This window comes from bacterium, from assembly GCA_035370465.1.
Classification (GTDB): domain Bacteria; phylum Ratteibacteria; class UBA8468; order B48-G9; family JAFGKM01; genus JAGGVW01.
In genome coordinates this window covers 20,187-45,363 of the sequence record DAOOVW010000001.1, presented here as the reverse complement: position 1 = coordinate 45,363, position 25,177 = coordinate 20,187, and the positions used below count along the sequence as shown (strand labels likewise).

25 protein-coding genes are annotated in these 25,177 nt (G+C 30.1%); 9 read left to right on the top strand and 16 right to left on the bottom strand.

Annotated features, from left to right (window positions below; genetic code table 11):
* Window positions 1-174 precede the first annotated feature (174 nt).
* From nadB to PLW95_00200, 10 genes are all read right to left on the bottom strand, one after another.
* The gene (nadB, locus tag PLW95_00245) at window positions 175-1,764 is read right to left on the bottom strand and encodes an L-aspartate oxidase (GenBank protein HOV21098.1); all 1,590 of its coding nucleotides are present in this window, start codon (window positions 1,762-1,764) and stop codon (window positions 175-177) included.
* A gap of 173 nt (window positions 1,765-1,937) precedes the next feature.
* Window positions 1,938-2,426 (bottom strand): peptide deformylase, encoded by a 489-nt coding sequence (gene def, locus PLW95_00240; GenBank protein HOV21097.1) that lies wholly within the window; start codon window positions 2,424-2,426, stop codon window positions 1,938-1,940.
* A gap of 1 nt (window position 2,427) precedes the next feature.
* Window positions 2,428-3,708, bottom strand: coding sequence for a phosphomethylpyrimidine synthase ThiC (thiC, locus tag PLW95_00235; protein HOV21096.1), 1,281 nt, complete (start codon window positions 3,706-3,708; stop codon window positions 2,428-2,430).
* 24 nt (window positions 3,709-3,732) lie between these two features.
* Window positions 3,733-5,016, bottom strand: a complete 1,284-nt coding sequence (locus PLW95_00230) for an alpha-L-fucosidase (protein ID HOV21095.1) — start codon at window positions 5,014-5,016, stop codon at window positions 3,733-3,735.
* 43 nt (window positions 5,017-5,059) lie between these two features.
* Window positions 5,060-6,709, bottom strand: coding sequence for a dihydroxy-acid dehydratase (ilvD, locus tag PLW95_00225; protein ID HOV21094.1), 1,650 nt, complete (start codon window positions 6,707-6,709; stop codon window positions 5,060-5,062).
* A 16-nt stretch (window positions 6,710-6,725) separates the two neighbouring features.
* Window positions 6,726-6,917, bottom strand: coding sequence for a hypothetical protein (locus tag PLW95_00220; protein HOV21093.1), 192 nt, complete (start codon window positions 6,915-6,917; stop codon window positions 6,726-6,728).
* Window positions 6,918-7,009: 92 nt separating this feature from the next.
* The gene (pfkA, locus tag PLW95_00215; protein HOV21092.1) at window positions 7,010-7,975 is read right to left on the bottom strand and encodes a 6-phosphofructokinase; all 966 of its coding nucleotides are present in this window, start codon (window positions 7,973-7,975) and stop codon (window positions 7,010-7,012) included.
* A gap of 44 nt (window positions 7,976-8,019) precedes the next feature.
* The gene (locus tag PLW95_00210) at window positions 8,020-8,994 is read right to left on the bottom strand and encodes a class II fructose-1,6-bisphosphate aldolase (protein ID HOV21091.1); all 975 of its coding nucleotides are present in this window, start codon (window positions 8,992-8,994) and stop codon (window positions 8,020-8,022) included.
* A gap of 88 nt (window positions 8,995-9,082) precedes the next feature.
* Window positions 9,083-9,535: a 5-(carboxyamino)imidazole ribonucleotide mutase gene (purE, locus tag PLW95_00205; GenBank protein ID HOV21090.1), complete on the bottom strand. Its 453-nt coding sequence runs from the start codon at window positions 9,533-9,535 to the stop codon at window positions 9,083-9,085.
* Complete coding sequence (locus PLW95_00200) at window positions 9,523-10,680, bottom strand: LL-diaminopimelate aminotransferase (GenBank protein ID HOV21089.1); 1,158 nt, start codon at window positions 10,678-10,680, stop codon at window positions 9,523-9,525. The genes purE and PLW95_00200 overlap by 13 nt, the downstream gene beginning before the upstream one ends.
* Window positions 10,681-10,888: 208 nt before the next feature.
* Between PLW95_00200 and PLW95_00195 the strand changes: the two genes are divergently transcribed.
* The 9 genes from PLW95_00195 to phoU all read left to right on the top strand — a co-directional run bounded on the left by PLW95_00195 (window position 10,889) and on the right by phoU (window position 18,729).
* Window positions 10,889-11,569 (top strand): response regulator transcription factor, encoded by a 681-nt coding sequence (locus PLW95_00195; GenBank protein HOV21088.1) that lies wholly within the window; start codon window positions 10,889-10,891, stop codon window positions 11,567-11,569.
* Window positions 11,566-12,801: a HAMP domain-containing sensor histidine kinase gene (locus tag PLW95_00190; GenBank protein ID HOV21087.1), complete on the top strand. Its 1,236-nt coding sequence runs from the start codon at window positions 11,566-11,568 to the stop codon at window positions 12,799-12,801. Before PLW95_00195 ends, PLW95_00190 begins: the two co-directional genes overlap by 4 nt.
* 89 nt (window positions 12,802-12,890) lie before the next feature.
* Window positions 12,891-13,232, top strand: coding sequence for a hypothetical protein (locus PLW95_00185; protein ID HOV21086.1), 342 nt, complete (start codon window positions 12,891-12,893; stop codon window positions 13,230-13,232).
* Window positions 13,217-14,686, top strand: a complete 1,470-nt coding sequence (locus tag PLW95_00180; GenBank protein HOV21085.1) for a putative porin — start codon at window positions 13,217-13,219, stop codon at window positions 14,684-14,686. The genes PLW95_00185 and PLW95_00180 overlap by 16 nt, the downstream gene beginning before the upstream one ends.
* Window positions 14,687-14,697: 11 nt before the next feature.
* The gene (locus PLW95_00175; protein ID HOV21084.1) at window positions 14,698-15,507 is read left to right on the top strand and encodes a phosphate ABC transporter substrate-binding protein; all 810 of its coding nucleotides are present in this window, start codon (window positions 14,698-14,700) and stop codon (window positions 15,505-15,507) included.
* Window positions 15,508-15,598: 91 nt separating this feature from the next.
* On the top strand, window positions 15,599-16,474 hold the full coding sequence (pstC, locus tag PLW95_00170; GenBank protein ID HOV21083.1) for a phosphate ABC transporter permease subunit PstC: 876 nt from the start codon (window positions 15,599-15,601) through the stop codon (window positions 16,472-16,474).
* Entirely contained in the window at window positions 16,471-17,319 is an 849-nt protein-coding gene (gene pstA, locus PLW95_00165; protein HOV21082.1) for a phosphate ABC transporter permease PstA, read from the top strand. Before pstC ends, pstA begins: the two co-directional genes overlap by 4 nt.
* Window positions 17,313-18,062 (top strand): phosphate ABC transporter ATP-binding protein PstB, encoded by a 750-nt coding sequence (pstB, locus tag PLW95_00160; protein HOV21081.1) that lies wholly within the window; start codon window positions 17,313-17,315, stop codon window positions 18,060-18,062. Before pstA ends, pstB begins: the two co-directional genes overlap by 7 nt.
* Before the next feature lie 13 nt (window positions 18,063-18,075).
* Complete coding sequence (gene phoU / locus PLW95_00155) at window positions 18,076-18,729, top strand: phosphate signaling complex protein PhoU (GenBank protein HOV21080.1); 654 nt, start codon at window positions 18,076-18,078, stop codon at window positions 18,727-18,729.
* A gap of 18 nt (window positions 18,730-18,747) precedes the next feature.
* On the opposite strand, the gene dapB is transcribed toward phoU, so the two are convergent.
* From dapB to fabF, 6 genes are all read right to left on the bottom strand, one after another.
* The gene (gene dapB / locus PLW95_00150) at window positions 18,748-19,539 is read right to left on the bottom strand and encodes a 4-hydroxy-tetrahydrodipicolinate reductase (GenBank protein ID HOV21079.1); all 792 of its coding nucleotides are present in this window, start codon (window positions 19,537-19,539) and stop codon (window positions 18,748-18,750) included.
* Window positions 19,536-20,798 (bottom strand): UDP-N-acetylglucosamine 1-carboxyvinyltransferase, encoded by a 1,263-nt coding sequence (murA, locus tag PLW95_00145; GenBank protein HOV21078.1) that lies wholly within the window; start codon window positions 20,796-20,798, stop codon window positions 19,536-19,538. The genes dapB and murA overlap by 4 nt, the downstream gene beginning before the upstream one ends.
* A 70-nt stretch (window positions 20,799-20,868) precedes the next feature.
* A complete protein-coding gene (locus PLW95_00140) occupies window positions 20,869-21,807 on the bottom strand; it encodes a mechanosensitive ion channel family protein (GenBank protein HOV21077.1) in 939 nt (312 codons plus the stop codon).
* A 73-nt stretch (window positions 21,808-21,880) separates the two neighbouring features.
* Window positions 21,881-22,774: an RluA family pseudouridine synthase gene (locus PLW95_00135; GenBank protein ID HOV21076.1), complete on the bottom strand. Its 894-nt coding sequence runs from the start codon at window positions 22,772-22,774 to the stop codon at window positions 21,881-21,883.
* Window positions 22,775-23,932, bottom strand: coding sequence for an acyl-CoA dehydrogenase family protein (locus PLW95_00130; GenBank protein ID HOV21075.1), 1,158 nt, complete (start codon window positions 23,930-23,932; stop codon window positions 22,775-22,777). It lies immediately after the preceding gene.
* A 10-nt stretch (window positions 23,933-23,942) separates the two neighbouring features.
* Window positions 23,943-25,175: a beta-ketoacyl-ACP synthase II gene (fabF, locus tag PLW95_00125; GenBank protein HOV21074.1), complete on the bottom strand. Its 1,233-nt coding sequence runs from the start codon at window positions 25,173-25,175 to the stop codon at window positions 23,943-23,945.
* Window positions 25,176-25,177 lie beyond the last annotated feature (2 nt).

The following is a 25,177-nucleotide window of genomic DNA, read 5'->3' as shown; positions in this document are numbered from 1 at the left end:
AATTTATAAATTTAAAGTTGAAAGTGTAAAATTAAAAATGTAAAAAGTATTGGGTTTTTGTTCTTCTTCGTTTTGAATCCGCCACACTACATAGCTGGACGCTAAAATACGCGTTTTATATTTTCGTTTTACACTTTACTCTTTACATTTTACACTTTTTAATTTTTTTTCTGATTATTTATTTTTCTTAATAAGTATGTGTTTTTCCCATCTGTCATCAGTACACGGGAAATCAAAACGAAAATGAGTTCCTCTACTTTCTTTCCTTTTTAAAGAAGAATGGGCAATCAATTTTGAGACAATTAACATATTTTGTGCTTCAAACCCATCTTTATCATAAAACTCTTTTAGAAAAGCATATTTTTCCCATTCTTTTAATCTATTATTGGCATCTTTTAATTTATCTCCATTTCTTTCAATCCCTACCTGTCTCCACATTAAACTTTTTATAGACCTTTTAAGGTCATATCTGTCAATTAAAATATCTCCTTTTTGTGGGAATTTATATTTTTGTTTAATATTTTGAATTTTTATATTGCTAAAATCTTCAATTATTTTTTTCCCACACCTTGCTCCGAAAACAAGTCCTTCAAGGAGAGAATTACTGGCAAGCCGATTTGCTCCGTGGACTCCTGTGGATGCTGTTTCTCCACACGCAAAAAAGTTTTTAATATTTGTTTGTCCCCATAAATTTGTTTTTATTCCACCAATAAAATAATGTGCAGAAGGCCTGACTGGAATAAGATTTTTTGTAATATCAAGTCCATATGAAAGGCAGAATTTGAAAATATGAGGGAATCTTTTTTTAATGTATGATTTTTTAAGATGTGTTATATCTAAATAAACACAACTTGAAGAGGTCCTTTTTATTTCATCTATTATTGCTCTTGATACAATATCTCTTGGAGCGAGTTCTCCATTTTTATCATATTTAAACATAAACCTTTCACCATTAATATTTCTTAATATTCCCCCTTCTCCTCGGACACTTTCCGAAATTAGAAATCTTGGAGCACCTGCAATGTAAAGTGTAGTTGGATGAAATTGGACAAATTCCATATCAGATAAAACTGCTCCACTTCTATATGCAATTGCTATTCCATCACCTGTTATACTTGATGGATTTGTTGTTTCCTGATAAACATTTCCTGCTCCTCCTGTTGCTAAAATAACTGCTTTTGCTTTTATAATAAATAATTTTTTATTTTCTGTATTTAAAAAAATTCCTCCATAGACCTTATTTTCTTCAACAATAAGGTCTATTAAAAAAAAAGAATGAATAATTTTTATGTTAGGCATTGAAAGGACTTTTTCATATAAAAAACTTGTTAATGTCTGTCCTGTAAAATCGCCATTTGAATGTAAAATTCTTGGCACAGAATGTCCACCTTCAAGAGTAAAATGGAATTTTCCATTAATTTTATCAAATTTAAATCCCATTTCTATCAATTCTTTAATTCTTTCTTTCCCTTCTTTTACTAACACTTCAACTGCTTGTTTATCTGCAATTCCACAGCCAGTTTTCAAAGTATCATTTATATGGTATTCATCTTTATCCCCAGGAGCAATTGCACTTGCAATTCCTCCCTGAGCATTAAAAGATGATGACTCTTCAATACCATTTTTAAAAACAATAAGTGTTTTATAATTTTTTATTTCAAGGGTAGCCCTTAATCCTGCAACTCCACCACCAATTATAAGAAAATCTACTTCTTCAATTGATAATTTTTCTGTATCAAATGAAACAAGATAATCAGGTATCATTTTCCATATATCCTTTTAGAAAATAATTGATATAAAAATTAAAAACGAGTTTTCTATTATCCCCCGATGCCTTTTGTAGGATGTAAAATTACAACTTAAAGTTTAAAAAGTTAACTCTTTTTGTTTCTTTTTTACATTTTTATTTTTCGCTTTACATTTTGAATTTTACACTTTTATTTATTTTTTATTTTATCTATTTTTTCTTTCCAATAGTTTCTTTCCTCTTCAGTTGCATAATCAATAATTAAAATACTATTTAAATGGTCTACTTCATGACAGAAACATCTACCTAATACTCCACTACCTTCATAAATAAATTCTTTTCCCTTTTCATTTATTCCTTTTAAAGTTACTTTTTTGGGTCTTTTTATAGAGAAATAAATTTCAGGGAAACTTAAACATCCTTCCATATCAATATCCTGCCCACTTGTTTCAACAATTTCAGGATTTATAACAGTTATTATTTCTTTTGTTTTTTGGTCTAAAGCAACAATTACCCTTTTTAAAACACCAACCTGACAGGCAGCAAGTCCTAACCCTTTATAATAAACCAATGTTTGTTTCATACTTTCAATCAATTTTAACAAATTAGTATCTATTTTTTCTACTTCTTTACTTTTTTTTCTTAATATTTCTTCTCCATATTTTCTTATTTTTCTCATTTTAAAATATGATTTTGGAGCCAAGATATTGTTCTACTAACTTAATTGCACAGTATTTTCCACACATTGTACAAACATCTCTTTCGGTTTTCTCATATTTTTTGTGTAATTGCTCAAATTTATCTGGGAAAAAAGATATTTCTTTTTCTTTTTCCCAATTTCTATCAGTTCTGTACATATCCATTTTATAATCAATTTCCTTTGTTCCCTTTATTCCCTTTCCTATATCTGCAACATGAGCAGCAATTTTTGAAGATATAACTCCATCTATTACTTCATCTAATCCAGGTAGACAAATATGCTCAGCAGAAGTAACATAACATAAAAAATCAGCACCACACCAACCAGCAATAGAAGCACCAATTGCACCTGTTATATGGTCATACCCAGGAGCAATATCAGTCACGATAGGTCCAAGAACATAAAACGGAGCTCCTTTACATATTTTTTTCTCTAATTTTACATTTGTTTCTATTTCATCAATTGGGATATGACCAGGTCCTTCAATTATTACCTGTACATTTTCTTCTTCAGCATATCTTGTAAGTTCTCCTAAATTTAAGAGTTCATCAATTTGAGCAATATCAGTAGAATCAATAATACCTCCTGGCCTCATTGCATCTCCTAAACTTAAAACAACATCATACTTTTTAGCAATTTCAAGTAATCGGTCAAAATTTTTATATAAAGGGTTTTCTTTTTCATTAGATATCATCCATGAAATAAGAAAAGCCCCTCCTCTACTTACAACAAGCGTTTTTCTTGGATTTTTTTTCAGTCGTTGAAGTGTATTTAAAGTTATACCGCAATGAACAGTCATAAAACTTACCCCATCTTTCGCATGTTGTTCAATTATTTGGAAAATTTTATCCGCATCCATTTTTGTTATTCCGCCTTTTTCTTCTGCTACTTCAATTGCTGATTGATATATTGGAACTGTTCCAATTGGAACTGAACTTTCTTTTATTATTTCTTTTCTTATTTTATTAAGGTCTCCACCTGTGCTTAAATCCATTAAAGTATCAGTTCCATATTTAATTGCATATTTTAATTTTTGAATTTCTAAGTTTAAATCAAATATATCAGGAGAAGTTCCAATATTTGTATTTATTTTTGTTTTTAAGTCCTTCCCAATTCCTAAATATGTATCCTTATGTTTTAAAATTACACATGTCCCTTCTGCAATGTTTTTAGCAATAATTTCGGGATTTACATTTTCTTTTTCTGAAATAAATTTTACACCTTTACTTATAATACCTTTTTTTGCAAGTTCTTTTTCCATTTTATTTTATTCATTGTTTGATATTTATTTTAAAAATAACTCAATTACTGGAACAGAAACATTTGGTTTAATTGGCGGTAAACATAGAACAATTCCTTCTTTATCCCCTAATTGATTTTTATACCATTCATCAAGTCCTATTTTTATTTCGCTGCCATCATTTAAGAGTTGTGCATAAGAGCCATTTTCTTTCCATTCTTTTCCTTCTAAAAATAAAAATTTGTAAGGGTAAGAAAATAAATGAATATAGAGAGTTCCTTTTTCTGGATTATATGTTAATCTACAATCCTTAGGGATATTAAATTCCTTAGGTGCTTGAGTACAATTATAAATTGCCCTTGAATTATACTTCATCCAATTACCAATTTCTTCCAATCTTTTTCTTGACTTATAATCAAAATCACCTCTTGCAGTTGGTCCAACATTTAAAAGTAAATTTCCTCCTTTACTTACACAATCAATGAGTGTTTTTGTAATTTCTTCGCTATCTCTCCATATATCATCTCTGTTATATCCCCATGATATACTTGAAAATGTTTGACATGACTCCCAGATTACTTTTTTGCCATTAACTTCTGGCCATTCATAAGGAACTGCCTGTTCAGGTGTTTTAAAATCCCATGCATCAGGAAGGTCAAGTCGGTCATTTATCAATATATGTGGTTGTAATTCCCGTATCATTTTTACAAGATTTTCACTATCCCAGTCATCTTTTCCTTTTCCATCGGGTCCTGGAAAACTGAAATCACAAAATAATAAATCAATTTTTCCATATTCAGTTAAAAGTTCTTTTATCTGTCCATGTAAATATTTTCTGTAAATAGACATATCTCTTTCTTTATTTAATTTCTCTTTTTCTGGATGATTTTTTAATGGATGATACATATCAATTGTATAATGAGGATGATGCCAGTCAATCAGTGAATAATAAAATCCAATTCTAATCCCTTCTTCTCTAAAGGCATTAACAAATTCTCTTAATAGGTCTTTTTTAATAGGAGTATTTGTTGCTTTATAATCAGTTAATTTACTATCCCATAAACAAAATCCTTCGTGATGTTTTGTTGTTATCACTGCATATTTCATTCCTGCATTTTTTGCTATTTTTGCCCATTCTTTTGGATTATAAAGGTCTGGATAAAATCTTTTAAAATATTTTTCATCATATATTTCATTTGGTATTTCCTCATAACTTCTGACCCATTCTCGTCTCGCCGGCATTGAATAAAGTCCCCAATGAATGAAAAGACCAAATCTTGCTTTAATAAACCATTCATAATCACCCTTTCCTTTTCTTATATCTTCCATTTTTCCTCCTTTGTTTTAATTGATTTTTAATGAGAATTTGTTTTTATTCTAATATCGCTCCTGTATTTGCTGACCTTACCTGCTTTGAATATCTTGCTAAAATTCCTTTTAATTTTTTCTCTTTTTTCTTCCTTTTTCTATTTTTTAACTCTTCTGGTTTTACCATTATATCCAATCTTCTTTTTGGAACATCTATCTCAATTATATCTCCATTTTCAACATATCCAATAGGACCATCCTCTTCTGCTTCAGGGCTTACATGTCCTATACAAAGTCCTCTTGTTCCTCCTGAAAATCTGCCATCTGTTATTAAGGCAATTTTCTCATCAATCCCTTTTCCTGCAATAACAGCAGTCATTGAAAGCATTTCTCTCATTCCCGGTCCACCTTTTGGTCCTTCATACCTTATTATTACAACTCCTTCTTTAATTTTCCCTTCAACTAAACTTTTCATTGCTTCTTCTTCTGAATCAAAAACAATTGCATTCCCTTTAAATTTTAATAAATTTTCTTTAACTGCTGATTGTTTTATTACTGCTCCATCAGGTGCAAGTGTTCCTTTTAAAATAGCAATTCCACCTTCTTGTAAATATGGATTATTTATGTCTCTTATAACATTTCTATCCCAAACATTTGCTTTTTCAATTATTTCCCCTATGGTTTTTCCAGAAACAGTTAAACAATTTTTTTCAATAAGTCCATTTTTTGATAATTCCTTCATAACTGCTGGTATCCCCCCTGCTCTATCAAGGTCCTGTATGTGTTGGGATGAAGCAGGAGATAATTTACATATATTTGGTGTCTTTTTACTTATTTCATCAAAAATTTCAAGGTTAAGTTTAATACCTATTTCATTTGCAATTGCTGGAAGATGTAAAACAGTATTTGTTGAAGCACCAATTGCCATATCAAGAGTTATTGCATTTTTAAAACTTTCAATTGAAATAATATCTGATGGTTTAATATCTTTTTTAACAAGTTCAACTGCTCTTATTCCAGCATATTTTGCCAAACGAATTCTTTTTGAACTAACAGCAGGAATTGTTCCATTTCCAGGGAGTGAAAGTCCAAGTCCTTCTGATAAACATCCCATGGAATTTGCAGTAAACATTCCTGCACAACTGCCTGCTCCTGGACAACCTTCATCTTCTAATATTTTTAATTGCTTTTCATCAATTTCACCTTTTAAAAATTTTCCAACTCCTTCAGAAACAGAGATAAAATCTATTGTTTCGCCAGTTGGTAAATATCCACACAACATAGGACCACCAGTTATCAAAATACCTGGAATATTGAGTCGTAAAAGAGCCATAAGCATTCCTGGCACAATTTTATCGCAACTTGCAACTAAAACTATTCCATCAAATTGGTGTGCTTGTGCCATAATTTCTACACTATCTGCAATTACTTCTCTTGAAACCAAACTATATTTCATTCCAAGGTGTCCCATAGCAATCCCATCACAGACACCTATAACACCAAATTCAACAGGGGTGCCTCCCGCAGACACGATACCTGTTTTTACACTTTCAGCAATTTTGTTGAGGTGAATATGACCAGGTATAATTTCATTAGCGGAATTTGCAATACCAATAATAGGTTTTTTTATCTCTTCATCTGTAAAACCATCTGCTTTTAATAAACTTCTATGAGGTGTTTTTTCTATGCCCTTTTTAATATTATCGCTTCTCATTTCCTTCTCCTTAAAATTAAATTTTCCATACTCTTTTTTTTCTTCTTCCTTTATTTGTTTTCAATTCATTAACTATATTTTGTAATCTAACAACTATTTTAATTTTTTCTTCAAAAGGAATTTTCGCCATTTCCTTATGAAATAATTTTTTTGCTTTGAATAATTCTTTTATTTTCTTTTTTTCTTCCCTACAGAATTCTTTGGACATTTTTTTTTCTATAATTTTTATTACTTTTCCATTTATACTTGCTACTCTCTACTCGCTACTTTTCAGTTCCAACAGAACTGGGTATTTTCAAATTAAATTGCCATATATTTAATTGTCTCAAGTTTTTCCATATCAGGTAATTTTCTATTAGAAACAACTTTCTCAAGAGGGACTTTCTCAATTTTATTTCCTACAATGCCTACCATATATCCATAGTCACCATCAATTAAAAATTTTACTGCATACCATCCAAAAACGGTTGCAAGTGTTCTTGTTAAATATGTCGGACTTCCGCCTCTTTGAATATATCCTAAAACAGAATATCTTATTTCTCTATCAGGTAATTTTTCTGTCAGTTGCTTTGCTAATTCCTCTGCTTTTCCCGCCCCTTCTGCAAGAATTATTAAAGCACTATTTTTCCCTTTTTCCTGTTGCTGTTTTAGAGAAGAAACAAGTTGGTCTAAATTAAATTCAATTTCTGGTATTATTACATTTTCAGCACCACAGGCGACTGCAACTTCAACAGCAAGGTTACCTTTTTCTCTTCCCATTACTTCAACTATAAATGTCCTTTCATGACTTGTAGCAGTGTCCCTTATTTTATCAATTGCTTCTACCGCAGTGTTAACAGCAGTGTCAAATCCAATTGTCCAATCAGTTCCATAAAGGTCATTATCTATTGAAGCAGGAATATGAACAACAGGATATGAGAATTCATTATAAATTGAGTATGCCGCATTTGCAGAACCATCTCCACCTATTATTACAATCCCATCAATTTTTTCTTTTTTTAATTTTTCAAGGCACTTTTTTCTTATATTATGGTCTTTAAATTCAGGGAATCTCGCTGTTTTGAGGATTGTTCCGCCTCTATTTATAATATTACCGACATCTCTTGAACTTAAAGGTATAAAATCACCTTCATATAGGCCCAAAAATCCCCTTCTTATCCCCGAAATAGAGATGTTTTTATAAAGAGCAGTTCTGACGACTGACCTTATAGCAGGGTTCATACCTGGTGCATCTCCACCAGTAGTAACAACAGCAATTTTTTTCATTTTAATTTACAATTGTTGGTTTATAAGTATTGCTTTTTAACTTATTATTGTCCTTTACCAGCACTGCCAAGAAGGTTACATTTTGCAATATACATCTTTTTCAATTCTTCCCTTGCAGGACCGAGATATTTTCTGGGGTCAAATTCCTCTGGATGTTCAGCAAGATATTTTCTTATCATTGCTGTCATTACAAGGCGACCGTCAGAGTCAATATTTACTTTGCAAACATTCATTGTAACTGCTTTCCTTATCTGGTCTTCAGGAACACCAGCAGTATTTTCAAGTTTTCCACCATACCTGTTGATAATATCAACATATTCTTTAAGTACAGAAGAAGCACCATGAAGAACAATAGGGAATGATGGAAGTCTCTTTGCACATTCTTCAAGTATATCAAATCTTAAAGGTGGCAGAGGTTCGCCTGGCTTCACCTTGAATTTATAAGCACCATGTGAAGTCCCAATGGATATTGCTAAACTATCTACCCCTGTTCTTTTTACGAAATCCTCAACATCCTTAGGATTTGTATAGTGACTGACTTCAGAAGAAACATGCTCTTCTATACCGGCAAGAACACCAAGTTCACCTTCAACGGTTACATCTCTTTCATGTGCATATTCAACTACCTTTTTAGTAATAGACACATTTTCTTCATAGGGAAGTGCAGAACCGTCTATCATTACATTGGAAAAACCATAGTCAATACAACTTTTACAGAGTTCAAAAGAGTCGCCGTGGTCAAGATTTAATGCAATGGGGATATTACTGCCCATTTCTCTTGCCATAGCAACTGCTCCTGGCACCATATACCTTAATAGTGTCTGATTTGCGTACTGCCGGGCACCTTTAGATATTTGAAGTATCACAGGTGAATTACATTCTGCACATGCAGTAATTATTGCCTGTAGTTGTTCCATATTGTTAAAATTATAGGCAGGAACTGCATAACCACCTGCCAATGCTTTTTTAAAAAGTTCTTGTGTATTAACAAGTCCAAGTTCCTTATAACTCACAGCCATTTTATCCTCCTTTTTTGGTTTTGTTCTTTTGTAATAGATTGTATCATATATCATCTAAACTGAGTATTTACTAATATTTATAAGTTCTTTATTTTAGGTTTTTCTTATATTCAATTAACTTTTCTTTTAACTTTTCGTCATTTCTTGCAAGTATTTCAATTGAAAATAAAGCGGCATTTTTAACTCCTGCTTTTCCTATGGACATTGTCGCAACTGGAACTCCTGTTGGCATCTGAACAATTGAAAGTAAAGCATCCATTCCTTTAATTTCACTTGTTGGAAGAGGGACACCAATTACCGGCAGAATTGTTTTTGCAGAAATTATTCCAGGTAAATGTGCTGACATTCCAGCAGCAGCAATAATTACTTCATATCCTTTCTTTTCTGCATTTTCAGCAAAAGAAATTGTATCATCAAGGGTTCTATGAGCAGAAAGAACAAAAACATCAAATTCAACTTCAAAATTTTTAAGAATTTCTTTTGCTCCTTCAATTAACTCTAAATCATTTTTGCTTCCTACAACTATTGCTACTTTTCCCATATTTTTTTAATCCTTTCAATTGCTTCTATTATTTTGTTTTCCTGAATTGTAAGAGAAAATCTCACAAAGTTCTCCCCACTTGGTCCAAAACCAATTCCAGGAGTTGCAATTATTTTACCATTTTCAAGAAGTTCGTCAACAAATTCAACTGAACTTTTATTTACTTTCAGCCAGAGATAAAAAGTTCCTTTTGGAAATTTAACATCAAAACCAACTTCTTTTAAACCATTGACAAATAAATTCATCCTTTTTTTATAAATATCTCGCATCTTCAAAGGTGTCTCTTTGCTATTTGTTAGTGCTTCTATTCCTGCAAATTGAATTGCTTCAAAAACACCTGAATCAATATTTTCTTTTACTTTACTAAGTGCTGAAATAAGTTCTTTATTCCCGCATGCCCATCCAATTCTCCATCCAGTCATATTAAATGTTTTTGATAATGAATTAAACTCTATTCCAACATCTTTTGCCCCTGGAAGGGAAAGGAAACTAACAGGTCTTTCATCATAATAAATTTCACTATATGCAGCATCATAAACAAGGATTAAATTATATTTTTTACAAAAGTTAATTGCTTCTTTTAAAAATTCTGCTGATGCAAACTCAGAAGTAGGATTATTTGGATAATTTAGATAGAGTATTTTTGCTTTTTTTAAAATATTAGCAGGTATTTTTGAGAAGTCAGGAAGAAAATTATTTTCTTCTTTTAATGGTAGAAAATAACAATTCCCATCTGCTAAAATTGTTCCAATTTTATAAACAGGATATCCAGGTTCAGGTATAAGAGAATAGTCATCTGGATTTATAAAACAAAGTGGAAAATGAGCAATTCCCTCTTTTGAGCCAATTAAAACACATATTTCTTCTTCAGGGTCTAATTGGACATCATAATTTTCTTGATAAAAAGATGATATACTTTTTCTAAAATTAATATTTCCCCTTCCTAATGGATATCTATGAAATTCGGGTTTTTTAATATATTCCGCCATAGCACTAACAATATTGGATGGAGTAGGTATATCAGGGTCTCCAATTCCGAAGTCAATTAAATCATATCCATCTTTTATTAGTTTTTTTTTCTTTTTATCAATTTCTACAAAAAGGTATGGTGGTATTTTCTTCATTCTTTCGCTTATATCAAACATTAAATACCTCCTTCAATTATTATTAACATTATTATATAATAGAACAATAAAGTTGACAATAAGGTTTTATGAATAAACAATTAAGAAAATTAGATGTTTTATAATTTATATTATAAGATAATAAATAAAAGGGATAACTTTTCAAACTGTACTATAAAGATATAAACCAAAATATAGGAATTAGAAAACTGATATAGAGAAAACAAATATGAATGAAAGAATAGCAATAGTTGAAGATGAAATTGATATTTTAAATCTTATGAAAAAGTATTTAGAAAAAAATAATTTTTTACCTTTTCCTTATACAAACGCAAATGATTTTTTAAAAAATATAGAGAAAGAGAAGTTTGACCTTGTTCTTCTTGACCTTATGCTGCCTGATATGGATGGTATTGATGTATGTAAGAACATAAAAACAAATCCAAAAACAGAAAAAATTCCTGTCATAATGCTCACTGCAAGAACGGATGAAGGAGATAAAATATTAGGACTTGAAATTGGTGCAGATGATTATATAACAAAACCGTTTTCTCTAAAAGAATTATTAGCAAGAATAAGGGCTGTTTTAAGAAGATATAAGTTGGAGTTATCAACTGAAAAGATATATATTGGGAAAGAAATTATTATTGACCCAAAAACATTTGAAGTTTTAGTTAATAACAAGAGAATTAATCTAACTTATGTTGAATTTAAAATACTTTTAATCCTTGCTTCTAAAAAATCATGGGTTTTTCCAAGAGACAAGATAATAGAACTTTTATGGGATGGGGAAAAATTTACAATAGAAAAAGCAATAGATGTTCATATAAACAATCTTCGTGCAAAATTAGGCAAGTATGGTAAGTATATAAAAACAATAAGAGGAGTTGGGTATAAAATAGAAGAATGATAAAAAATTATTTTTCCCGATTACTTATTTCAAATATATTATTACTTATTTTTTTTATTCTTTTTAACAAAATTTATTCTTTACCTATATTTATTTGTTTAATTTTTATTTTTCTTATTTCTTTTTTAAATTACCTGCCTATAAAAAATTTAAAAGAAAATCTAAGAAAGTATAAAAAAGATGTTTATCAAAAAGAATCAGATATAGTTTTTATTCAGAAAACAGAAGAAGAAATTATGGAAGAAATAGAGAAAAAAGAAAAAACAATAAAAGAAATGAAAGAAAAAATTTATTCTTTTTTTAAATTTCTTCCAACAACTATTTTTATAATAGATAAAGAGAATAAAATTGTTTTTTCAAATAGGGATGAAGAAAAATTTATTGGGAAAAATTATCTTGAATTTTTTGATAATTATAATTTATTTGAGTGTATTAAAGATATATTAAATGATAAAGAATTCAGACAAAGTGAAATTGAAATTGGTAATAAAATTTTTAATTGTCATGTTTTCAAGTTTTTTGATAACACAGTCGCTGTTCATTTCTTAGATATAACAGAGACATACCAACTAAAAAATATAAAAAAAGAACTTGTTGCAAATATTTCTCATGAAATTAAAACACCATTAACAGTTATTAAAGGGTATCTTGAAACAATTTATGATGAAGTAGAAGGGGATACAAAAGAGAATATAAAAATTATAATGAAAAACACAGATAGATTAATAAATATATTAGATGATATTTTATGTCTTTCTTATATTGAAGAAAAAGCAATTCAGAAAGAAAATGTTAATTTAAAAGAGATAACAGATGATATTGTAAAGATTTTTGAAAAAAAAATAAAGGAGAAAGAAATAAAAGTAAAAGTAGATATGGAAATTAAAAATAGTTTAATGACAGATAGGTTATTAATTGAAAGTATATTATTTAATCTTATAGATAATGCTATTAAATATACTGACAATGGGGAAATTACAATCAAAAGTAAGGTATTAGGAAATAACCTTTTTATATCTATTAAAGATACAGGTATTGGAATTCCTGAAAAAGATATTGAAAGAATTTTTGAAAGATTTTATGTTGTTGATAAATCAAGGTCAAAAGAAACTGGTGGGACAGGTCTTGGGTTGGCAATTGTAAAAAATGCAGTTATTTCTCTTAGTGGGAAAATAGAAGTTAAAAGTCAGGTTGGTTCTGGAACTGAATTTATAATTAACCTTCCTATATAGTTATATCATTTTTTACCAAATTTTTACCATTTCTTTACTCTTTCTTAACTTTTTCTCATTAAAATTATTTGGTGAAAATGGAAAAACAAATGAGAAAAATATGGAAAGTAAGAATAAAAAAGGCATATCAGGATGCAACAAATCACATAGCAGTTGGAGAGGTATTAGAAGAAAATCAAATATACATAAAAATGAGATGTAGAACATTCCATTTTAAAAAACCCACTTATAGTTTTGGAATATATTCCAGCGAAATAAAAACAAGAATTTTCCCATGGCAAACTATTTCTTATATAACTGAACTTTCTCCTGATTTTGAGTGGAAAAATGTAAAAGTTGAACTTACTGAAAGAGGAGATGTAGTTTTATTTACAGAAAAAGAGGATAAGAAAATAGGGATTAAAGGAGGACCACAATGGGCAGAAATGTAATTATTCTATTTTTTTTGATTTTACTTCTGGCTTTTTTGTTGAAATTAACAATTTCATATCTTTCAAAAAGGAAAATCGGGACATATCCAGAAATTATAAAAAATATGCTTTTAAAACTCTTCAAATCTTCTTCTATTGAAAAAAATGCCAAAAAGGAGGTGAAAAAAAATAAAAAGGCATCAAGAGAAGAAGGTTTATTAGATAAAGATGAATATAAAAATAAAAGTTTAGAAAAAACAACAAAAAAAGGAGGAAAAATGAAAAGAAAAGTACTACTTGCAGGGATAGTATGCTTCCTATCTTTTTTAGTTAGTTCCTTTGCTTCTGATGTAGACCTTCTTATACAGAAACTTGTAGAAAAAGGAATCCTTACTTCAGGTGAAGCGCAGACAATTCTTGTAGAAACACAGGAAGAAGTCAGAAAAGAAGAAGCAAAAGAAAGAGAAGTTCCAAAATGGCTTGATACAATGAAATTTAGTGGAGATGCAAGATTAAGATACGAAATGGAAGATAAAGACCCTGTTGATAGACATAGAGGAAGAATACGACTGAGATATGGATTTGAAACAAAGCCAAATGAGAATACAGAGATAGGAGTAAGAGTTGCAACTGGTTCATCAGACCAAAAATCAACAAATCAGACATTAGAAGATGTCTTTTCATCAAAAAACATCTGGCTTGACAAAGCATATATAAAATATTCCTTTAATAAATATATATCAATTTTTGGTGGAAAATTTTCAAATCCTTTTATTAACACAGACCTTGTATGGGATGGGGATATAACTCCTGAAGGTATTGCCTTTCAAACAAAATTCCCTGTTGGTGTTTTTATAAATGGTGGATTTTTTCCATTACAAGAAGATGGTGGATGGGAAAGCGACCCATACATGACAGGTATTCAAGTTGGATATTCAGGGAAAATTGCATCAAGGGACTTTAAAATAGCAGTTGCTTATTATATGACAGAAGGAATTGAAGGAAGAACAACTGCAAGTGTTGTAGGTGCTGGTAGTGCAGGTACAGGTAATACAATAATAGGTGGAAATTATATTGCTGAATATAAACCAATTGATGTTGTTTTTGAGTTTTATCCCTTTGAAATTCAGGGTGTACCTGTAAAACTTTATGCTGATTATGTAAAAAACACTGAAAGTGAATTTGATAAAGACACTGGCTATGAAATTGGGTTTACAGTTGGGAAAGCGAAGAAAAAAGGAACATGGGAATTTGACTATAACTACAGAGATATTGAGAGAGATTGTGTTCCTGCTTTCTTAAATGATTCTGATTTCAATGGCGGTGGAACTGGTTCAAAAGGGCATAAATTTGGGGTTAAGTATGCAATAAATGATAACTCCACTGCAGGTATAACATATATTGTCGGTGAAGGTAATTATGTAGGCAGAGGTGATGTAAATACACTTCAAATTGATTATGTAGTGAACTTTTAAAAGGAGGAAAAATGAAAAAAATTTTTTTATATCTGGTTCTAACATTATGTCTAACATCTTTTGTTATCGCGCAGGAAAAAAGTATAATTTTACAGGGTTCTACTACTGTTTTTCCTGTTGCCCAAAGATGTGCAGAAGAATTTATTAAAGAAAATCCAGGAGTAAGTATTTCTGTAAGAGGTGGTGGTTCTGGAGTAGGGATTTCTGCTTTGATTGATAAGGTGTGTGATATTGCTAATTCCTCAAGACCAATGAAAAAAGAGGAATTAAAAACTGCAATATCAAAAGGTATAGACCCTAAAGCAAATGTAATTGCTAACGATGCAATTTCAGTAATTGTCAATCCATCTAATCCTATTAGTGATTTAACTCTTTCTCAAATTAAAGATATTTACACAGGAAAAATATCTAATTGGAAGGAATTAGGTGGGGAAAACCAGAAGATAGTGGTTGTTTCAAGAGATACTGCCTCAGGAACTTTTGAGTGTTTTAATGAAATTGTGTTAAAGAATGAAAAAGTAAAACCAGATGCTCTTATGCAAGCATCAAATCAGGCAATTGTAAATATTGTTAAAAGAACAGAAGGTGCTATTGGATATGTAGGACTTGGTTATTTGGGTTCTGATGTCAAAGCAGTAAAAGTGAATGGAATTTATCCTTCAAAAGAGACAGTTCTAAATGGAACATATCCAATATCAAGAGTTTTATTTATGTACACAAATGGAACACCTAAGGGACTGGTTAAAAATTTCATTGATTTTGTAAAGTCAAAAAAAGGACAGGAAATTGTGAAAGAAGAAGGATTTGTTCCTTTGGAATAAAGAATATCCTTTTTATTATAAACACCCCCTCAATTTGAGGGGGTGTTTATTTGATATAACAGGTTTATTTATGGTAATATAAGGAATAAAAATGACAAAATTAAAAGAAAATTTTATTAAATATATTTTATTTTTTCTTTCGTTTCTTTCATTATTTTTCTTATTAGGTATAGTTGTAGTTCTTTTCAAAGAGGGATTACCCCTATTTAAATATGTTTCATTGAAGGACTTTTTATTTGGAAAAGAGTGGTATCCAACTTATGAACCACCAAGTTTTGGTGCACTACCTTTAATTTTAGGTTCTTTATGGGTAACCTTAGGCGCGCTAATATTGGCAATTCCATTAGGAATAGGAGCGTCTATTTATCTTTCTGAAATTGCTGGTAGAACGACAAAAGAAATCATAAAACCAATAATTGAACTATTAGCAGGAATACCTTCTGTTGTTTATGGTTTTTTTGGTGTAGTAATTTTAGCCCCATTTATCCAGAAAATTTTTGACTTACCTGTTGGATTATGTGCTTTAACTGCTTCTATAATTTTAGGAATTATGGCTATTCCAACTATTACAAGTATTGCAGATGATGCAATATCATCTGTCCCAAATAATTACAAAGAGGCATCACTTGCCTTAGGTGCAACAAAATTAGAAACAATTTTTAAAGTAGTTCTTCCTGCATCAAGTGGAGGAATAATTACTGCAATAATATTAGGAATATCAAGAGCAATTGGAGAGACAATGACTGTTTTAATGGTAGCAGGAGGAGCAGCAATTATCCCTCATTCTTTTTTAGAACCAGTTAGACCTTTAACAGCAACAATTGCTGCTGAAATGGGAGAAGCAGTTTTAGGAGGAATTCATTACAATGCTCTGTTTTCTCTTGGTATTGTTCTTTTTGTAATTACTTTATTTTTTAACATATTATCTGATTTTTTATATGAAAGATTCAAAAAGAGAGTAAGATGAAAAAATTAAAACAAAATTTATGGTTCTGGGTATTTAGAATTTGTAATATTTTAATTTTAATTTTTTTCTTTTTAATTTTTTTCTTTATCTTTATAAGAGGTTTTAAGGTAATAAATTTAGAGTTTCTTTTTAGTATGCCAAAAGAAGGAATGACAAAAGGAGGAATTTTCCCCGCAATTTTAGGAACAATTTATTTAGTAGGTGTTTCAATTATATTTTCCTTAATTTTAGGTATTGGAGCAGGTATATATTTATCAGAATATGCCAGAGATAATTATCTTGTCAGAATTATTAAAATTGGGATAAATAATTTAGCAGGAGTTCCTTCTATTATTTTTGGACTTTTTGGTTTTGCTGTATTTGTTAAACTTTTTAAGTTTGGTGTTTCTATTTTATCGGGTGGTTTAACATTAGGGATATTAACATTACCTACAATTATAATGTCAACAGAGGAAGCATTAAAATCAGTTCCTCAAAGTTTCAGAGAAGCATCTTTTTCACTGGGAGCAAGAAAATGGCAAACAATTAAAAATATTGTTTTACCTAATTCAATAAGTGGAATTTTAACAGGTGCTATTTTATCAATTGGTAGAGCAGCAGGAGAAACAGCCCCTATTTTGTTTACAGCAGTTACTTTTTATATAAATAAATTACCTAAATCTATATTTGATGAAGTTCAAGCATTACCGTATCATATTTATGGTTTAATGACAGAAGGAACACAGCCAGAATTTCAAGTTCCAATTGCTTATGGAACTGCTTTAGTACTCTTATTTCTGGTTTTAGGAATGAATTCTATTGCAATTTTTTTAAGAATTAAAACAAGAGGAAAGAAAAAATGGTAAAAATAGTTATAAAAAATCTAAATGTTAGATATTCAAATCTACATGTATTGAAAAATGTAAGTTTTGATATTGAAAAAAATAAAGTTACTGCAATTATAGGTCCTTCTGGTTGTGGAAAATCAACTTTTATAAAAACAATTAACAGAATGCTTGATTTGGTTGATTCAGCAAAAGTAGAAGGAGAAGTACTGTTAGATGGAGAAGATATTTATAGTATGGATGAGGTTGTTTTACGGAAAAGAGTAGGTATGGTTTTTCAACTACCCAATCCTTTCCCAAAATCCATATTTGAAAATGTTGCTTATGGCCTTAAAATTCATAAAATGTTCAAAAATAAAAATGACCTTTATTTAAAAGTTGAGACAGCATTGAAAGATGCTGCTTTATGGGATGAAGTAAAAAATGATTTAGGTAAAAATGCTCTGGATTTATCAGGAGGACAGAAACAGAGATTATGTATTGCAAGAACTATAGCAATTGAACCAGAAGTAATACTTTTTGATGAACCCTGTGCAAGTTTAGACCCAATAGCAACTCTAAAAATAGAGGAGTTAATAGAAAAATTGAAAGAAAAATATACAATTGTAATTGTAACTCATAATATGCAACAAGCAGCAAGAATTTCTGATTATACTGCTTTTTTGTATTTAGGAGAATTGATTGAATTTGGTAAAACAGATAAAATATTTACTGCTCCCTCTAATAAAAAAACAGAGGAGTATTTGATAGGTAAGTTTGGATAAATAGGAGAAAAAAATGATTGAAGAAAGAATGCAAAAACTTAAAGAAAAAATAATTGATTTTTCTTTACTTGCAGAAGAAATGGTAAGAAAAAGTATGCAAGGTCTTATTGAAAGAAAAAAAGAGTATCTTTCTGAAGTTATTGATACACTTGAAAATAAAGCAAATATGGCAGAAGTAGAAATTGATGGATTTTGTGTTGAAACAATAGCAAGATTTCAACCAGTTGCAAAGGATTTAAGAACAATTGTAATGATTTTAAAAATGAATAATGACCTTGAAAGAGTTGGTGATACAGCAGTTAATATCTCTGAAAGTGCATTGTTCCTTATTGAAAGACCTTTTGTGAAAAAACTTATTGATTTACCAAAAATGAGTGAGATTGTTTCTAATATGTTAAAAGAAAGTGTTTTGTCTTTTATAAATGGAGATACAAAATTAGCAAGAGAAATATGTAAAAGAGATGATATTGTTGATGCTTTAAATGAACAAATTATTAGAGAATTACTTACTTATATGCTCCAAGATTCTTCAACTATTGAAAGGTCAATCCATCTTATAAGAATTTCAAGGTCACTTGAAAGAATTGCAGATATGTCAACAAATTTTTGTGAAGATGTTATTTTCATAGAAGAAGGGAAAATTATAAAACATCATTTTGAAGAATAGGAAATTATATCTTCAATATCAAACATTAAATACCTCCTTCAATAAATCATCCATTGTATAAAACCCCTTTTCTTTTTTACTTAAAAATTCCGCAGCAATTAATGATCCTTCGGCAAAATTTTCTCTATTATAACACCTATGTGAAAACTCAATAATTTCGCCTTTTCCACCCCAGTAAACATAATGTTCACCGACAATATCACCAAGTCGTAAAGAATGCATCCCAATTTCTTCAAATTTTCTTTCGCCAGTCAATCCATTTCTACCATATTTTATATCTTCTTTAAAATTTCTTCCTGTTTTCTCACATATTATTTCTGCAATTTTTTTTGCAGTTCCACTTGGAGCATCTTTTTTAAAATGGTGATGTATTTCTTTTATTTCCACTTCATAGTTTTTAAAAAGAGAAGATGAAAATTCTATTATTTTTAAAAAAAGATTAACTCCAAGAGACATATTGGGAGAAAAGAAAACTGGGATTTTTTTCCCGGCGTTTTTAATTGAATTTAGTTGTTTTTCAGAAAGTCCTGTTGTTCCAATAACAATAGGATTACCTTTATTTTCACATACTTTTAAAAATTCTTTTGTTGCAGTTGAAACTGTAAAATCAATAACTATTTCTTTTCCAGTAGAGATATTTGAAAGATTATCTGAAAGAATATAATTATCAATTTTTTCCCCAATATCAGGATGATTTTTGTTTTCAACAATACCAGTGACTTCAAAATTTTCTTTTTCACCTGCAAGTTTCAAAATTAAACTACCCATTTTACCTCTTGCACCACATACAATAATTTTTATTTTACTCATTCTTTTTCCCTTTTTATTTTTGCCCCTAATAAATTTAGTTTTTTTTCAAATTTTTCATATCCTCTGTCAATATGGTAAATCCTGGAAATTTCAGTTATTCCTTCTGCAACAAGTCCAGCAAGAACTAAAGCAACACTTGCTCTTAAATCAGAAGCCATTACTTTTGCTCCATATAATTTTTCTACTCCTTTTACTATTGCCTTTGAACCATCAAGAGAAATATCAGCACCCAAACGGTTTAGTTCTCCTGCATGTATAAATCTTTCCGGGAATACCTTTTCTGTAATTATACTAATTCCATCTGCAAGACAAAGAAAACTCATAATCTGCGCTTGCAGGTCAGTTGGAAAACCAGGGTAGGCAAGGGTCACAATATCAACTGCTTTCCATTTATTATATGGTTTTGTTATAGCAATATTTTCTTTTATATTTATTTCTATCCCTGATTCTTCAAGTTTATCAATAAGGGCAAAAAGATGAGAGGGAATTATATTTTTTATAACAATTTTACTCTTTGTTATATATCCTAAAAGTAATAAAGTTCCACCTTCAATTCTATCTGGTATAATTGAATATTCAGTTCCTTTTAATTTTTTAACTCCTTCTATTCTTATTGTATGTGACCCTTCTCCACAAATTTTCCCTCCCATTTTTTTTAAGAACATTGCAAGGTCAACAATTTCTGGCTCACATGCAGCAAATTCAATGATTGTTTCATCTTCAGCAAGAGTAGAAGCCATAAGAATATTTGCAGTTGCAAGAACACTTGAACCAAAATTTCCAGCAAGAAAAATCTTGTTTCCTTTCAATTTATTTGCTTTTCCAACAATATATCCTTCTTCATTAGATATTTCTGCCCCCAATTTTTTTAGCCCTTTTATATGAAGGTCTATAGGTCTTGGTCCAATTACACATCCACCAGGCATGGAAAATCTTGCCTGCCTGAATTTTGATAGAAGTGGGCCTAATAAACAAATTGAACCTCTCATTGTACTTACAAGTTCATAAGGAGCGGTATATTTTTCTATTCCATCGGGGTCAATTTCAACTGTATTGTTATAAAATTTTGTTTTTGCTCCCATGTATTCAAGGATATCCAAGAGAGTATGAACATCTTTTACATCAGGAACATTATGAATTATTGATTTACCTTCTCCTAAGACAGTTGCTGATAATATTGGAAGAGCAGAATTTTTTGAACCAGATATTTCAATTTCTCCTACTAATTTATTTTCACCTTCAATTACAAATTTTTCCATTTTTCCCTTTTATATTTTATTTAATTTTCACAATTTTATCATTTTTTGATAAAAAAAACATAAATAAATTTTAAAGATTATTTTTACCTTTTACACCCTTTTTATACGAGTAAGTATAAGGAATAGCAAGGTCAACTTTAGGATTTTCCTGTACTTTTTTGAATATTATTTTATTTATTTCGTATGCAATTTTTGGTCTTTCAATTGCCGATGTTATATATCTTAATCTCAAATAAATTCCATAGTCATAAACATCAGCTCTTATATAAGGTTCAACCTTTGTTTTTTCAATAATATCTGCTGTAACTTTTTTTGCTGCTTCAATTAAAATTTTTTCTGCTTCATCCCAATCAGAATCAAATGTAATTCTCCAAATAACTTCATCAAGAAAATATGGTTGATCCTGTTTTACAGTGTAATTTATTACGACCTGACTAAAAAGCATTGCATTTGGTATAAGAACATCTCGTCCTGTTGCCTCTTCGCTTCCAACTGCTCCACCAACTTGATTTAAAATTGTGTACATTAAACCAATATCTATAACATCTCCAACAAGTCCAAGTGTAGGTAGATAAATTCTATCCCCTATTCTAAAAGGTCTTCTTAATGTTATCAGTGCCCAGGCAGCAATACCGCTGACAGGGGCTTGTAAAGACCATCCTAAAAGCATTCCAAAAAATCCAACTCCAAGAGCACCGAAAATAGTTATTTTTCCCATACTTTCAATTAAAGCAAAAATTATTGCAAATCCCTTAATTGCATTTGAAAAACCAACAAGCATTTTTGTTTCACCAAGAGGCCCTTTTTTCTTTTTTACAACAAATGTTATTATTTGGGTCAGAATATGGAAAATTGAAAGAAGTGAAAATATTACTGCAAATAGGCGAACAACTGATTTACCTGGAGAAATTTCTCCCCATTTGTATCCTTTATAATTTAGAAATAAAAAAATACAGGTTAATAAAAAAATAACAGGAAAATATAATTTTTTAATTTTATTATTGTTCATTTTTTTAAAAAAATTTAAAATACTTTCTACATTTACTAAATTTATTTATCCTTTATTATACCCAAATTTTTTATTATAGATTAGAATTATTTATAATTTGTATTATATCATCTGGAATTGAAGCAATAAATGTTTGTTTTTTATTATCTCTTGGGTTGGCAAGAGTTAATTTCCATGCATGTAAAGCACATCTTGAAATAATGGGTGATTTTACTCCATATTTTTCATCCCCTATAATTGGATAATTTAAATATGAAAGAGTAAGGCGTATTTGATGAGTTCTTCCTGTAATTGGTTTAACAGAGACAAGTGTATAATCATCAAAATATTTTAAAGCATTTATTTCAGTTATTGTTTTTTTCCCTTTCAGGAAATGGACTTTCATTTTTGTTGGGTTTTCTTTATCGGGTAAAACAGTGAATTCTATTACCTTTTTTTCAGGTGTAAAATTTCCTTTAACAATTGCTAAATAAATTTTTTCCACCATTCTATTTCTAAATTGTTCAATAAGATTCCAATAAGCAAGAGATGTTTTGGCAAAAACAATTACTCCCGATGTTTCTTTATCAAGACGATGAACAACTCCTATTCTTAGAGGAGAACCAATTTTTGCCAATGAAGTATAATATAAAACATAATTTAAAAGTGTCCCTGTTTTTTTATAATTTGTTGGGTGAGTTATAATTCCTGCTGGTTTATTGACTACAATAATATTTTTATCCTCGTATATAATTTCTAAATTACTCTTTTCTGGTTTTATTTCTTCTTTTTGTTCTTCTTCAATTTGAATGATAGATATTAAATCACCTTTTTTAAGATGATATGATGGAATAATTTTTTTTGAATTGACAATGACTTTTTCTTGCTTTATTAAATATTTTATTCTTTCTCTTGAAACATTAAGTTTTTCTTTAAGATATTTATCTATTCTTGTATTCTTTTCCTGGTTAAAAACAATCTCTTTCACTTATTTTTTCTTTTTTGCAAGTTCTTTAATCAATTCAATACCAATAACATTTCTCTGTATTTGGTTAGTTCCTTCATATATTTGAGTTATTTTTGCATCTCTAAACATTTTTTCAACAGGATAATCTTTCATATAGCCATATCCTCCAAAAATCTGAATTGCATCTGTTGTTACTTTCATAGCAACATCAGAAGCAAAAAGTTTGCACATTGCTGATTCTTTTGAATAGCTTTTTGCTCCTGAGTCAATTGTTTTTGCTGTTTGATAAATAAGAGTTCTTGCTGCTTCAATTTGTGTAGCCATATCAGCCAGCATATGTTGAATTGCTTGAAATGAACTTATTGGTTGTCCAAATTGTTTTCTTTGATGAGAATATTCAAGTGCTGATTCATACGCACCCTGTGCTATACCTAATGCCTGTGAGGCAACACCAGGTCTACTTGTATCAAAATTTTTAATTGTAATTAAAAATCCCATCCCTTCTCTTCCTAAAACATTTTCTTTTGGGACTTTACAATTGGTAAAGACAAGTTCTCTTGTTGCAGATGCTCTTATTCCCAATTTTTTTTCTTTTTTTCCAAACTCAAAACCATCCCATCCCTTCTCAATTATAAAAGCAGTTGAACCTCTTGCACCTTTGCTTTTATCAGTTGAAGCAATTACTACGTATGTTTCTGCTTCACCACCATTTGTTATCCACTGTTTTGTTCCATTTAAAATATACCAATCTCCGTCTTTTTTTGCTGTTGTGTTTAGATTTGTAATATCACTCCCTGAGCTAGATTCAGTTACTGCAAATGCAGCAAGTTTTCCTTTTGCAATTGGTGGAAGATATTTATTTTTTTGTTCCTCATTCCCAAAAAGAACTATTGGAAAAGTTCCAAGAGCAGTTCCAGCATAAGATAAAGCAATTCCCCCACAAACCCTACTTAATTCTTCAATAACAAGACACAATTCAAAAACTCCGTATCCAAGTCCGCCATAGTTTTCTGGAACAAAAACACCAAAAAGGTCCGAATCAGCAAGTACTTTTACTATATCATGGGGAAATATTTCATTTTCATCATATTCTGCTCTTTTTGGTAGAATTTTTTCTTCTGCGATTTTTCTTGCAAGTTCTTTTATCATTTGTTGTTCATCAGTAAGAAAGTATTCCATTTTCTCTCCTTTATTCATATTTTTTAGCAACAAGAGTAATATTGTGCCCACCAAAACCAAAAGAATTTGAAAGAGCAACTTTCACATCTTTTTCAATTGTTTTATTTGGGACATAATTAAGGTCACATTCAGGGTCCGGATATTCATAATTTATTGTAGGAGGTATTATTCCCTCTTTGATTGTCAGGCATGTTATAACAAATTCAACTCCTCCTGCTGCTCCAAGTAAATGTCCAACCATTGATTTTATTGAACTAATATATATTTTATAGGCATTTTCTCCAAAGACCCTTTTAATTCCATCTGTTTCACTTTTATCATTTAATTTTGTTGAAGTTCCATGAGCATTGATATAATCAACTTCCTGAGGAACAATATTTGAATTTACCAGAGCATGTTTCATTGCAAGATAAGCACCTTCACCTGTTGGGTCAGGAGATGTCATATGATAAGCATCACAACTCATTCCATAGCCAGCAAGTTCGCAATAGATTTTTGCTCCTCTTTTTTTTGCATGTTCTTCTGTTTCAAGAACAACAATGCCTGCACCTTCTCCCATAACAAAACCATCTCTTTCTTTATCAAACGGTCTTGATGCTTTTTGTGGTTGGTCATTTCTTGTTGATAATGCTTTCATAGAGCAGAAACCTGCAAGTCCAAGTGGTGTTATACAGGACTCAGTTCCGCCAGCAATCATTACATCACAATTATTTTCTCTCATAAAACAAAGAGCAGTACCAATAGCATGCGCCCCTGAAGCACAGGCACTTACAGTTGCAAAATTAACTCCCTTAAATCCAAAGTAAATTGCAATTTGTCCTGCTGCCATATCTGGAATTAACATTGGAATTAGAAAAGGGGAAACTCTTCCTGGACCTGAACTTAAAAGTATTTCGTGTTGTTGTTCAATTACTCTTAATCCACCAATTCCTGCTCCTACTATTACACCTATTTTCTCTTTTTTTTCTTTTTCAAGTTCTATTTCACTATCTTTTATTGCTTCATCAGTTGCTTTTATAGCAAACTGGACAAATTTATCCATTTTTCTTTTTTCTTTTGGATGAATAAAATCCAATTGAAAGTCCTTAACTTCTGCACCAATTTTTGTATCAAAATTGGATACATCAAAACTTTTTATTGTATCAACACCACTTACACCTTTTATTAAATTTTCCCATGTTGTTTTTAAATTATTTCCGACAGGTGTAACACATCCAAGTCCAGTAACGACAATTTTTTTCATTT

Bases quoted from the DNA above. Each gene is read 5' to 3' on its own strand.
- nadB (HOV21098.1), bottom strand. From the start codon at position 1,764: ATGATACCTGATTATCTTGTTTCATTTGATACAGAAAAATTATCAATT.
- def (HOV21097.1), bottom strand. From the start codon at position 2,426: ATGAGAAAAATAAGAAAATATGGAGAAGAAATATTAAGAAAAAAAAGT.
- thiC (HOV21096.1), bottom strand. From the start codon at position 3,708: ATGGAAAAAGAACTTGCAAAAAAAGGTATTATAAGTAAAGGTGTAAAA.
- PLW95_00230 (HOV21095.1), bottom strand. From the start codon at position 5,016: ATGGAAGATATAAGAAAAGGAAAGGGTGATTATGAATGGTTTATTAAA.
- ilvD (HOV21094.1), bottom strand. From the start codon at position 6,709: ATGAGAAGCGATAATATTAAAAAGGGCATAGAAAAAACACCTCATAGA.
- PLW95_00220 (HOV21093.1), bottom strand. From the start codon at position 6,917: ATGTCCAAAGAATTCTGTAGGGAAGAAAAAAAGAAAATAAAAGAATTA.
- pfkA (HOV21092.1), bottom strand. From the start codon at position 7,975: ATGAAAAAAATTGCTGTTGTTACTACTGGTGGAGATGCACCAGGTATG.
- PLW95_00210 (HOV21091.1), bottom strand. From the start codon at position 8,994: ATGGCTGTGAGTTATAAGGAACTTGGACTTGTTAATACACAAGAACTT.
- purE (HOV21090.1), bottom strand. From the start codon at position 9,535: ATGGGAAAAGTAGCAATAGTTGTAGGAAGCAAAAATGATTTAGAGTTA.
- PLW95_00200 (HOV21089.1), bottom strand. From the start codon at position 10,680: ATGTTTGATATAAGCGAAAGAATGAAGAAAATACCACCATACCTTTTT.
- PLW95_00195 (HOV21088.1), top strand. From the start codon at position 10,889: ATGAATGAAAGAATAGCAATAGTTGAAGATGAAATTGATATTTTAAAT.
- PLW95_00190 (HOV21087.1), top strand. From the start codon at position 11,566: ATGATAAAAAATTATTTTTCCCGATTACTTATTTCAAATATATTATTA.
- PLW95_00185 (HOV21086.1), top strand. From the start codon at position 12,891: ATGAGAAAAATATGGAAAGTAAGAATAAAAAAGGCATATCAGGATGCA.
- PLW95_00180 (HOV21085.1), top strand. From the start codon at position 13,217: ATGGGCAGAAATGTAATTATTCTATTTTTTTTGATTTTACTTCTGGCT.
- PLW95_00175 (HOV21084.1), top strand. From the start codon at position 14,698: ATGAAAAAAATTTTTTTATATCTGGTTCTAACATTATGTCTAACATCT.
- pstC (HOV21083.1), top strand. From the start codon at position 15,599: ATGACAAAATTAAAAGAAAATTTTATTAAATATATTTTATTTTTTCTT.
- pstA (HOV21082.1), top strand. From the start codon at position 16,471: ATGAAAAAATTAAAACAAAATTTATGGTTCTGGGTATTTAGAATTTGT.
- pstB (HOV21081.1), top strand. From the start codon at position 17,313: ATGGTAAAAATAGTTATAAAAAATCTAAATGTTAGATATTCAAATCTA.
- phoU (HOV21080.1), top strand. From the start codon at position 18,076: ATGATTGAAGAAAGAATGCAAAAACTTAAAGAAAAAATAATTGATTTT.
- dapB (HOV21079.1), bottom strand. From the start codon at position 19,539: ATGAGTAAAATAAAAATTATTGTATGTGGTGCAAGAGGTAAAATGGGT.
- murA (HOV21078.1), bottom strand. From the start codon at position 20,798: ATGGAAAAATTTGTAATTGAAGGTGAAAATAAATTAGTAGGAGAAATT.
- PLW95_00140 (HOV21077.1), bottom strand. From the start codon at position 21,807: ATGAACAATAATAAAATTAAAAAATTATATTTTCCTGTTATTTTTTTA.
- PLW95_00130 (HOV21075.1), bottom strand. From the start codon at position 23,932: ATGGAATACTTTCTTACTGATGAACAACAAATGATAAAAGAACTTGCA.
- fabF (HOV21074.1), bottom strand. From the start codon at position 25,175: ATGAAAAAAATTGTCGTTACTGGACTTGGATGTGTTACACCTGTCGGA.